Source organism: Kitasatospora sp. NPDC059146, from assembly GCF_042786665.1.
In the GTDB taxonomy this organism is placed as follows: Bacteria; Actinomycetota; Actinomycetes; order Streptomycetales; family Streptomycetaceae; genus Kitasatospora.
Genome location: NZ_JBHZCY010000206.1, coordinates 1 through 10161, shown reverse-complemented (window position 1 = coordinate 10161; position 10161 = coordinate 1). Strand labels below are relative to the sequence as shown.

Sequence of the window (10161 nt, the reverse complement as noted above, 5' to 3'; positions counted from 1 at the left end):
ACCCCTTCCCACGCCTGGCCCCCGTTCCGAGTCGAACCCCCGTCAACCGCCGCGCACGGTGCGCGACTTCATGGCAGACGCTACTACGGGACGGGCCCCGCCATGCCCGCTGCAACACCTCTGCACCACAGGTTGAGCACCGGATGTGCACGTTCCGCCCGGGTGCGCCCGGGGCCGGCCGGGCTAGGAGTAGTACTTGTGGAGGTCGTCCGAGGCCATGCCGGTGCCGTGGTGGACGGCGCGGCTGGAGTAGGTGCTGCGCAGGTGGGTGGCCTGGCGGGTGCGTTCCAACTCGACCAGCAGCCCCGCGTCTTCGGAGTGTGTGCCGCGGGCCCTCTCCCGGCGGATCAGGACGACGGTGGTACCGATGATGGTGGCGACCAGTGCGGCGAGGAGCAGGACGACGGTGCCCATGTTCTCGTTCCCCCTTGTTCCGGTCCCGGGTCGGGCCCGGCCGGTGGCGGCGGGCCCCTTCCGGGGACTCTGAAGATCCTTGCACGGAACGTCCGGGATGGTCCGGTATCTGAGCGAATCCTGAGCAAGGAACGGACGGGTGCCGGCAGGGGCGGGCCGGCCCGGCGCCCGGAGCCGCGGTGCCGATGTGCGAACGCCTGGCCGGGGTGGGCGGGTTGGAAGTGGCCGGATCTGGGCGAAAGCCGGATGTGGACGGCGACCGGTCGGTAGCATGATCATTGAAATTCGCTGTCCGCGGTACTGCTGAACGCACTGTTCCTGGACGCGACCACCGTGAGGGGTGCGCAGCAGCGCGCACCCCTTCGTCCCGAAGGGAGATCGGCATGGCCACGGGTACTGTGAAGTGGTTCAACGGGGAGAAGGGCTACGGGTTCATCGCGCAGGACGACGGCGGCCCGGACGTTTTCGTCCACTTCTCCGCGATTCAGGGCAGCGGCTACCGCAACCTGGAGGAGAACCAGCCGGTCGAGTTCGAGGTCACGCAGGGCCAGAAGGGCCCGCAGGCCGAGCAGGTCCGCGCGATCTGACCAGGCGGGCCCACGTAGGCCCCGCACACAGGCCCCGTACCGGCGAGCAAGCGCCGGTGCGGGGCCTTTTGCTGCGCCTGTCGCCTGTCGCCTGTCGCCTGTCGCCTGTCGCCTGTCGCCCGCCGCCCGCCGCCCGCACCTCACCGCGCCCCTGTGTCCGCCTCCGTCCGCCCCCGTCCGCCCTCTCGACAGATACCTCTCACTGAGAGCTAAAATCGGAATATGGAGACAGGACCCACCCACCCGCCCGACGGCGCCCTCGCCGACGAGTTCTCCACCCTCCTCACCGGCATCCAGCGGATGCTGCGCCGCCGCCTGCGCCAGGGCCTGGACCAGCCCCGCCTGCGCGGGGCCCAGGTCGAACTGCTGCACCTGGTGATGGACACCCCGGGCCTGCGGGTCTCCGCCGCCGCCGAGGAACTGTGTCTGGCCGGCAACTCGGTCTCCACCCTCGTCAACCAGCTCGTCGCCCAGGACATGCTGCGCCGCGAGGTGGACCCCGCCGACCGCCGGGCCGCCCTGCTGTACGCCACCGAGGCCGCCCACCAGCGCATCGAGGCCTGGCGCGAGCGGCGCCGGGCACTGACCGGCGAGCTGGTCGCGGGCCTGCCCGGCCCCGAACGGGCCGCGCTGGCCGCCGCCCTGCCCGCGCTGCGCTCCCTCACCCAGGGGCTGCGCGACCTGCCCGAGGAGGACCCGCGATGACCGAACCGGAACCAGCAGGAACACCGGAAACGCCAGGGACACCGGAAACGCCAGGAATACCGGGAACGCCGGGAACACCAGGAGCGGCGGAGGCCGTGGTGTGCCGGGGCCTGGAGTACAGCTTCACCCACGGCCGTGGCAGGACCACCCGCGCGGTGGACGGCATCGACCTGACCGTACGGACCGGTGAGGTCTTCGGCCTCCTCGGCCCCAACGGTGCCGGCAAGACCACCACCATCCGCGCGATCACCACCCTGCTGCCCGCCGGCCCCGGCATGGTGCGCGTCTTCGGCCACGACGCGGCCCGCCGGCCCATGGAGGTACGGCGCCTGCTCGGCTACGTGCCGCAGCAGTTGTCCGCCGACGCGGGGCTGACCGGGCGGGAGAACGTCGCCCTGTTCGCCCGGGTCTTCGACGTCCCAAGGACGGAGCGGGCCCGCCGCGTCGCCCAGGCGCTGGCCGCCGTCGACCTCACCGACGCCGCCGACCGGATGGCCGGCACCTACTCCGGTGGCATGGTGCGCCGCCTCGAACTCGCCCAGGCCCTGGTCAGCGCCCCGCGCCTGCTCGTCCTGGACGAGCCCACCATCGGCCTGGACCCCATCGCCCGCACCGGCGTGTGGGAGCGCGTGGACGCCGTGCGCCGGGCCACCGGCATGACCGTCCTGGTCACCACCCACTACATGGACGAGGCCGAGCGCCACTGCGACCGCATCGCCCTGATGGACCGCGGCCGCATCCGGGCCCTGGGCACCCCCGCCGAGCTCAAGGAGGGCATCCGCGACACCCTCCCCGGCGGCGACGAACCCACCCTCGACGACGTGTTCCGCCACTTCGCCGGCCGTGACCTGGCCGACGCCACGGAAGGAGACTTCGGCGATGTCCGCCGCACCCGCCGCACCGCCAGCCGCGTCGGCTGAGCCCCCCACCCCCGGCACCACCCCCGTTGGTGTCCCGGACCTGAGCCTGCTGCTGGTGCCCCCGCGCGCCCGCACCGGCTGGCGCCTGGTGCCCGCCCGGGTCGGCGCGATGTGCGCGGTGGAACTCCAGAAGCTGCGCCACGACCGTACCGAGCTCTACACCCGCGCCGTCCAGCCGGCCCTCTGGCTGTTGATCTTCGGCGAGACCTTCACCCGCCTCAAGGCCATCCCCACCGGCGGCATCCCCTACCTCGACTACCTGGCCCCGGGCATCATCGCCCAGTCCGCGATGTTCATCGCGATCTTCTACGGCATCATGATCATCTGGGAGCGGGACTCCGGCGTCCTCACCAAACTCCTGGTCACCCCCACCCCGCGCGCCGCCCTGGTCACCGGCAAGGCCTTCGCCGCCGGCGTCAAAGCCGTCCTGCAAGCCGTCGTCGTGGTCCTGATCGCCGCCGCCCTCGGCGTCGCCATGACCTGGAACCCGCTGCGCCTGCTCGGTGTGGTCGTCGCGGTGCTGCTCGGCTCGGCGTTCTTCTCCTGCCTCTCGATGGCCATCGCCGGGATCGTCCTCACCCGCGACCGCCTGATGGGCATCGGCCAGGCCATCACCATGCCGCTGTTCTTCGGCTCCAACGCCCTCTACCCGGTCGACCTGATGCCCGGCTGGCTGCAGGCCGTCAGCAAGGCCAACCCGCTCAGCTACCAGGTCGACGCCCTACGCGGCCTCCTCATCGGCACCCCCTCCCACCTCCCCCTGGACTTCGCCGTCCTGGCCGCCGCCACCGCAGCCGGCATCGCCGCCGCCTCCGCCCTCCTGGCCCGCCTGGCCCGCTGAGGCGCCCGCCCCCGGCGCACGAGTTCCTCCCCTTCTCTTCTCCGAGGAGCATGTTGAGCGAGCATTCTGAGAGCTACCACGTCACCGGGAATCCAATGCTCGACGCCGACGGCGTCACCATCTGGCAGCGGTACGGCGGACGGGCCCCGGAGGGGTACTTCTACGACGGGTGGTACAAGTTCGAGCCTGGTCACCCCCGCTACGACGAGCTTCTTCCGCAGGCGCGGCAGAATCCGCGGGACGTCGATGAGGGTGAGAGCAAGGCCCCGATTCACCCCGAGACCATGGCCATCCTGGACGAGATGCAGCGAAAGACTCGGGAGCGGAACGCGGGGCAGTAGCGGCGACGGCGGCGTACTGTCCGGAGACGGCAGGGGGAAAGGCGACAGGAGGTGTCGGGTTTCGCCGCGAGAGTGGGGGGACCGGTCGGCGCGGTGACGGCGTCGGCCGGGGCCACGTACCACGGACAAGGGATCCCATGCTCGAGACGCCCGACGACCTCGCCCGCCTCCAGGCCCTCCTGGACGCCTCGCTCGCCCGCTCCACCGCCCATCTGCGCTCGATCATCAGCAGCGAGCGCACCCTCACCGCCGTCCAGTTGACCCGGGTGCTCACCGGGATGTGCACGCTCGCGCTGTCCACCGTCACCGCCAAGGGCGAGCCGCGGATCAGCGGGGTGGACGGTCACTTCCTGTACGGCAGGTGGTACTTCGGCACCGCGCGCACCGCCGCCAAGGCCCGTCACCTGGCAGCCCGGCCCGCCGTCAGCGCGGCCCATCTGCGGGGGGAGGACCTGGGCGTGTTCACCCACGGCACCGTGGAGACCCTCAACCCCCGGGATGGCGAGCCGGCCGCCGACTGGCCCGAACTCCTGGCCTACTTCCAGGACTTCTACGGCCGTGACGTCTTCGACTGGGAGCACGACGTCGTCTACTACCGGCTGCGTCCGCACTGGATGGCCGCCTTCGCCTCCGATCCGGCCGAGCTCCTCGCGACGGTGGAGCGGGCCGAGCGGGCCGAGCGGGCCGAGCGGGCCGAGCGGGCCTGACCGTGGCCGTGCCCGGCGCCGGCCCGTACGTCGGGATGCGTCGGGTGCGGCGCGGGCGGTGACAATGGGGTGGCGGACAGCAGGGGCGGACGGACGAGGAGGGCCGGGGTGCGGGCGAGCCGGGCGATCGCGCTGCTGCTGCTCCTGCAGCACCGGCGCAGCATGACCGCCGCCGACCTCGCGGCCGAGCTGGAGGTCTCCGAACGCACCGTGCAGCGCGACGTCGCCGCCCTGGCCGAGGCCGGGGTGCCGGTGTACGCCGAGCGGGGGCGGGGCGGCGGCTACCGGCTGGTCGACGGCTACCGCACCCGCCTGACCGGTCTGGAGCGAACCGAAGCCGCCGTCCTGCACCTGGCCGGCCTGCCCGGCCCGCTGCGCGACATGGGCCTGGCCGGGCAGGCCCTGGCGGCCCGGCTCAAGGTCGCCGCCGCCCTGGGCGACGCCCCCGCGGCCGCCGCCCAGCGCTTCCACCTGGACGCCCCGGCCTGGTTCCGCGAGGCCGGGACACCGCCGCTGCTGGCCGAGGTCTCCCGCGCGGTCTGGGAGGACCGGGTGCTGCACGCCCGCTACGCCGCGCGCGGCGGCACCCGGCAGCGGCGGCTGGAACCGTACGGCCTGGTCCTCAAGGCCGGGCAGTGGTACGTCGCGGCCCGCAGCCCCTCGGGGCGCATCGGCTCCTACCGGGTCGACCGCTTCGAAACCGCCGAGGCAGGCGAGGAACGCTTCGACCGCGACCCGGACTTCGACCTCGCCGCCTACTGGGACGAGGCCGCCCGCGCGTTCACCCGGACCATGCTGCGCGAACGGGCGCTGGTGCGGCTCAGCCCGTGGGCCGTGGCCAACCTGGCCGCCCTGCTGGAGGCCACCGCCGCCGCCGACGCCCTCGCCACCGCCGGCCCGCCGGACGCCGAGGGCTGGGTCACCGTGACCCTGCCGGTGGAGGACCAGGAGATCGGCTACCTCGAACTCCTGCGCCTGGGCCCGGAGGCGGAGGCCCTCGGCCCTCCCGAACTGCGCGCCCGCCTGGCCGAGGCCACCCGCCGCGCGGCCGCCCGCTACACCTGAGCCGGGGCGGGCCCGGTCAGGTGCTGCTGTCCGGTCGTGGCGTCCGTCCTTCCTGGTCGAGGCGCGTGAGTGCGCCGCGCGCGAACTGCTCGTACCTGGTCTGGTGCCAGGGTGCGTCGGTGGGGATGTGTGCGGCGGCGTCGACCGCTTCGTGGAGGAGTGCGCGTCGTGCGTGGGGCTGGTCGGCCAGGCGGGGGTGGTCGCTGAGGCCGAGCAGGACTCTGGTGAGGTGGTAGGCGTGGGCGCGGGGGTTGACGGCGAAGAGGGTGCGATAGACCCACAGGCCTTCCTCGCCGTCGAGGGCCCAGTGGTCGCGGATCAGCAGCCGGATCCGGGCCCGCAGTACCAGGTCCGGGTGCGGTACCGGGTTCGGGCGCGGTGTCGGGTTCTCGTCGGCGCCGTTCATCGGGCGCCTGCCTGCCCGAGCCGGCGCTCGAACTCCTGGAGCTGCGGCACGGTGTGCTCCCACATGCGGCGCTGGTGGGCGGGGGCGTCGGCGGGGATGTGCGCGCTCGCGGCGTGGGCTTCCTCCAGCAGCGCCTCCCGGGCGCCGGGCCGGGCTGCCGCGCGAGGGCTGGTCTCGGCGAGCGTGCGCAGGACGTAGGCGAGCTTGTAGGCGTACACGTGGGGGTTGACGGCGAACAGGGGCCGGTAGACCCGCAGGCCCTCCTCGCCCTCCAGGATCCGCTCGTTGTGGCTCAGCAGGGTGATCCGGGCTTTCAGGACCAGGTCCGCGTGGACGTTCATGTGGCGTGTCCCCCTTCGTCGTTGCTCTCGTTCGCACCCCGTTCCTCTCGGGCCGCCGCGGCCGTGTCCGGCCGTGTCCGGGCACGGCGGCGTGCGCGCCGGCCGCCCGGGAGAGTGCGGGCGGCGGCGCGAAGGCCGTCGGGGGAGTGGGGTGTTGCACGAGTGTGCGGGGTGCGCGGGGGCGGCGGCAAGGCACAAGAAGGGTGTGCTGAGTCCTACCGATCCCTGGCCTGAGCTGGCAGGATTGGGGTCGGCACCCTCCCGGGGCCGGGCCCGGAAAACCTGTTGCGCCCCCAGGAGCGCATGCGGCACGCTGATCGCGGAACACACCGACGCAGCGCAGGGAAAGGGGAACGGGCCATGGCCAGCAGTGGCGCTCGATATCGCCCCCGCCCGCGCGCGTTCGGCTATCGCCCGGCGCGCTGAGCGTCCCCTCCCCACGGGCGTTCCCTTCTTACGAGCGTCCCCCGCTGCCCGCGCCCTCCTGGCGTTGCGGGCCGGGCGCGGACGTGACCCCGGGCGAGCTGGGCACTGGAGAGCCCAAGGGCCTGTAAAGCCCCCGCTTCGGCTGTGGCGGTTCGAATCCGCCCTCGCCCACCCCATTCCCGCGCACCATCCCCGAATCCCGAGGTGGCCCAGTGGGTCGATGCCTGATTGGCCCTGTGTGGCCGGTCAATTCGGTACTACGGTAGGCAGCATGACAACCGGAACCGCCGCGACCGACCAGCCCGTATCCCTCACCCTTGCCGAGGCGCCGCTGCGTCAGGCCCGTAACTCGGCCGCCTTCTGGGCCGCGACCGGCGACTCCCGCGGCCACGAGGTGATCCGGCGCCGCGGCTTCCTCGCCGTCGACGGCGACGAGCGCGCCGGCCTGCGGATCCTCGTTCAGGAGAACGACCTCGACCAGGGCGAGCTGGCCGAGCTGGCCGAACTGGTGCGCAGGGCCCCCGGACCGGTCAACGCCGAGGACCCGTTCAGCGCCACCGACCTGAGCCACCTGGGCCTGCGCAACTGGCAGATGCCCGTCATGCTGCGCCTGCCCGCCGCTGCCCCTGCCGCTGCGGGCGGATCGGGGCTGGACGTGGTGCGGGTGAGCGGTGGCGAGGACCTCCGGGCGGCCGAGCGGGTCGTGATCGAGGGTTTCGAGCTGGCCGCCTTCGAGCCCTACCGCCCCGGTGAGCTGTTCCCGGCGGCGCTGATCGGCCGGCCGGGCGTGGACGTCTTCCTCGCCTCGCACCAGGGGGTCGCCGCGGGCGCCTGCGTCAGGGTCGTGGACGAGGGCCTCGCCAGCCACTACTGGGTCGGCACCGCGCCCGCCTTCCGCTCGCGCGGTGTGGGCCGGGCCGTCATGACCGCCTCGCTCGCCGACCTCGCCCAGGTGCCGGCCACCCTCACCGCCTCCAAGCTGGGCCGCCCGCTGTACGAGTCGCTGGGTTACACCGTCGCCGCGCCCTCGACCTGGTGGGCCGCCCGCTGAACCGCGGTGCTCCGGTGGTCCAGTGCCCCGGTGTCCCGGTTCTCCGCCCTGCCGCCCCGCCGGTCGGCCCGCGCCGCTAGCCTGACGGCATGTTCGTACTGGAGCTGACGTACACCACCGCCGAGTTGGAGCGGATCGACGAGGCCCTGCCCGCGCACGTGGCGTGGCTGAACGGCCACTACGCGGCCGGCACCTTCCTGGCCTCGGGCCGCAAGGTGCCGCGCGACGGCGGGGTGATCCTCGCGGTGGGCGAGGACCGGGCGGCGATCGAGGCGCTGGTGGCCACCGACCCGTTCGTCCGGCTGGGCCTGACCGAGTACCGGGTGACGGAGTTCCTGGCCACCGTCACCGCCCCGGCGCTGGAGGCGTACCGCCAGCAACTGCCCGCCTCCTGAACCCCTCCTGAACCCCTCCCGGACTGTTCCCGGACTCCCTCCGCGTTCCTCCGGACTCCTCCGCGCTCCTCCGTAGCCCACCCGCGCCCTGCGCGGAATCCCGCTCCCGTGCCCCGGACCCGCCCGTACGGTTCGGGGCACGGTCGTCTTGTGGCTACGATCGGTGAGCGCGGGGCGAGGACGTAACGCGAGTGTTCGTGGAATCGGCGGGAGTGGACGGATGGGACACGCACGGGCCGGGCAGCCGGCGCAGCCCGGGGACCTGGTGGATGTGGCGCGGTTGGTGACGGCGTACTACGCGCTGCGCCCCGATCCGCAGGAGGTGGCGCAGCGGGTCGCGTTCGGGACGTCGGGGCACCGCGGCTCCTCGTTGGACGTGGCGTTCAACGAGGACCACATCGCCGCGACCACGCAGGCGATCTGCGAGTACCGGGCCGAACAGGGCGTCGCGGGCCCGCTGTTCCTCGGCGCGGACACCCACGCGCTGTCCGAGCCGGCCAAGGCGACGGCGTTGGAGGTGTTGGCGGCCAACGGTGTGCGGGTGCTCATCGACGACGCCGACGGGTACACGCCCACGCCGGCGGTCTCGCACGCGATCCTGGCGCACAACCGGCGCAGTCCGCGGGCGTTGGCGGACGGGATCGTGGTGACGCCGTCGCACAATCCGCCGCGTGACGGCGGCTTCAAGTACAACCCGCCCAGTGGGGGGCCGGCGGGGTCGCAGGCCACCGGGTGGATCCAGGACCGGGCGAACGAGCTGATCCGCGAGGGTCTGCGGGGGGTGAAGAGGGTCCCGTACGCGCGGGCGCTGGCCGCGGCCACCACGGAGCGGTACGACTTCCTGGGCTCCTACGTGGAGGACCTGCCGTCGGTGCTGGACCTGGACGCGGTGCGGGCGTCGGGGCTGCGGATCGGCGCGGACCCGCTGGGCGGGGCGTCGGTGGCCTACTGGGGGCGCATCGCGGAGGTGCACCGTCTGGACCTGACCGTGGTCAACCCGGTGACGGATCCGACCTGGCGCTTCATGACGCTGGACTGGGACGGGAAGATCCGCATGGACTGCTCCTCGCCGGCGGCGATGGCGTCCCTGATCGGCCGCAAGGACGAGTACGCGATCGCCACCGGCAACGACGCCGACGCCGACCGGCACGGGATCGTCACGCCCGACGGGGGGCTGATGAACCCCAACCACTACCTGGCGGTGGCGGTCGACTACCTGTACCGCCACCGGGCCGACTGGCCCCGGGACGCGGCGGTCGGCAAGACCCTGGTGTCCTCCTCGATGCTGGACCGGGTCGCCGCCGATCTGGGACGTGCGCTGACGGAGGTCCCGGTCGGCTTCAAGTGGTTCGTCGACGGCCTGCTGGAGGGTTCGATCGCCTTCGGCGGCGAGGAGAGCGCGGGCGCCTCGTTCCTGCGCCGTGACGGCGGGGTGTGGACCACCGACAAGGACGGCATCCTGCTGGCCCTGCTCGCCGCCGAGATCACCGCGGTCACCGGCGCCACTCCCAGCGCGTACTACCGCGAACTGACGGAGCGGCACGGCGCTCCGGCCTACGCCCGTGTCGACGCCCCGGCGGATCGCGAGCAGAAGGCGCGTCTGGCGCGTCTGGCGCCGGAGCAGGTCACGGCGGGCGAGCTGGCGGGGGAGAAGATCACCGCGGTGCTCTCCCACGCGCCGGGCAACGGGGCGGCCATCGGCGGTCTCAAGGTGTGCACGGACAACGCCTGGTTCGCGGCCCGCCCGTCGGGCACGGAGGACGTGTACAAGATCTACGCCGAGTCGTTCCTCGGGGAGCAGCACCTCGCCGAGGTCCAGGACGAGGCGAAGGCCGTGGTGCGGGCGGCCCTGGACGGCTGACCCCCGGTCCCGCGGGCGTCCCCTTCCTCGCGAGGGGGCGCCCGGGGGCACACCGAGGTCGCACGGGGAGCGCGGCGCGTAACCGGCGGGCGGGGCGGGGA

13 protein-coding genes and 1 tRNA gene are annotated in these 10161 nt (G+C 73.2%); 11 read left to right on the top strand and 3 right to left on the bottom strand.

The window, feature by feature from the left end; genetic code table 11:
* Window positions 1-183: 183 nt before the first annotated feature.
* Window positions 184-414, bottom strand: coding sequence for a hypothetical protein (locus tag ACFXPX_RS42265; protein ID WP_375893807.1), 231 nt, complete (start codon window positions 412-414; stop codon window positions 184-186).
* Between the two features lie 383 nt (window positions 415-797).
* Here ACFXPX_RS42265 and ACFXPX_RS42260 point away from each other — a divergent pair, with 383 nt between their 5' ends.
* The 7 genes from ACFXPX_RS42260 (at window position 798) to ACFXPX_RS42230 (ending at window position 5580) form a co-directional block, all read left to right on the top strand.
* Window positions 798-1001 carry a cold-shock protein gene (locus ACFXPX_RS42260; protein WP_375893810.1) on the top strand — a complete coding sequence of 68 codons (204 nt, stop codon included), beginning with the start codon at window positions 798-800 and terminating at the stop codon, window positions 999-1001.
* A gap of 222 nt (window positions 1002-1223) precedes the next feature.
* Window positions 1224-1706 (top strand): MarR family winged helix-turn-helix transcriptional regulator, encoded by a 483-nt coding sequence (locus ACFXPX_RS42255; protein WP_375893813.1) that lies wholly within the window; start codon window positions 1224-1226, stop codon window positions 1704-1706.
* A complete protein-coding gene (locus ACFXPX_RS42250; RefSeq protein WP_380593266.1) occupies window positions 1703-2626 on the top strand; it encodes an ATP-binding cassette domain-containing protein in 924 nt (307 codons plus the stop codon). Before ACFXPX_RS42255 ends, ACFXPX_RS42250 begins: the two co-directional genes overlap by 4 nt.
* Window positions 2586-3467 carry an ABC transporter permease gene (locus tag ACFXPX_RS42245; RefSeq protein ID WP_380522816.1) on the top strand — a complete coding sequence of 294 codons (882 nt, stop codon included), beginning with the start codon at window positions 2586-2588 and terminating at the stop codon, window positions 3465-3467. The genes ACFXPX_RS42250 and ACFXPX_RS42245 overlap by 41 nt, the downstream gene beginning before the upstream one ends.
* A 50-nt stretch (window positions 3468-3517) precedes the next feature.
* Entirely contained in the window at window positions 3518-3808 is a 291-nt protein-coding gene (locus ACFXPX_RS42240; RefSeq protein ID WP_380522817.1) for a hypothetical protein, read from the top strand.
* A gap of 137 nt (window positions 3809-3945) precedes the next feature.
* A complete protein-coding gene (locus ACFXPX_RS42235) occupies window positions 3946-4515 on the top strand; it encodes a pyridoxamine 5'-phosphate oxidase family protein (RefSeq protein WP_380593265.1) in 570 nt (189 codons plus the stop codon).
* 108 nt (window positions 4516-4623) lie between these two features.
* A complete protein-coding gene (locus ACFXPX_RS42230) occupies window positions 4624-5580 on the top strand; it encodes a helix-turn-helix transcriptional regulator (RefSeq protein WP_380593264.1) in 957 nt (318 codons plus the stop codon).
* Window positions 5581-5596: 16 nt separating this feature from the next.
* On the opposite strand, the gene ACFXPX_RS42225 is transcribed toward ACFXPX_RS42230, so the two are convergent.
* Together ACFXPX_RS42225 and ACFXPX_RS42220 are read right to left on the bottom strand one after the other, a co-directional pair.
* A complete protein-coding gene (locus ACFXPX_RS42225) occupies window positions 5597-5986 on the bottom strand; it encodes a hypothetical protein (protein WP_380644977.1) in 390 nt (129 codons plus the stop codon).
* Window positions 5983-6327, bottom strand: coding sequence for a hypothetical protein (locus ACFXPX_RS42220; RefSeq protein WP_380522822.1), 345 nt, complete (start codon window positions 6325-6327; stop codon window positions 5983-5985). Before ACFXPX_RS42220 ends, ACFXPX_RS42225 begins: the two co-directional genes overlap by 4 nt.
* A gap of 517 nt (window positions 6328-6844) precedes the next feature.
* Here ACFXPX_RS42220 and ACFXPX_RS42215 point away from each other — a divergent pair.
* The 4 genes from ACFXPX_RS42215 to pgm all read left to right on the top strand — a co-directional run bounded on the left by ACFXPX_RS42215 (window position 6845) and on the right by pgm (window position 10060).
* Window positions 6845-6924, top strand: a tRNA-Tyr gene (locus tag ACFXPX_RS42215).
* A 100-nt stretch (window positions 6925-7024) separates the two neighbouring features.
* On the top strand, window positions 7025-7804 hold the full coding sequence (locus ACFXPX_RS42210) for a GNAT family N-acetyltransferase (protein ID WP_380644976.1): 780 nt from the start codon (window positions 7025-7027) through the stop codon (window positions 7802-7804).
* Between the two features lie 89 nt (window positions 7805-7893).
* Window positions 7894-8199, top strand: coding sequence for a YciI family protein (locus ACFXPX_RS42205; protein ID WP_380404508.1), 306 nt, complete (start codon window positions 7894-7896; stop codon window positions 8197-8199).
* Window positions 8200-8419: 220 nt separating this feature from the next.
* The gene (pgm, locus tag ACFXPX_RS42200; protein WP_380644975.1) at window positions 8420-10060 is read left to right on the top strand and encodes a phosphoglucomutase (alpha-D-glucose-1,6-bisphosphate-dependent); all 1641 of its coding nucleotides are present in this window, start codon (window positions 8420-8422) and stop codon (window positions 10058-10060) included.
* Window positions 10061-10161: the final 101 nt, after the last annotated feature.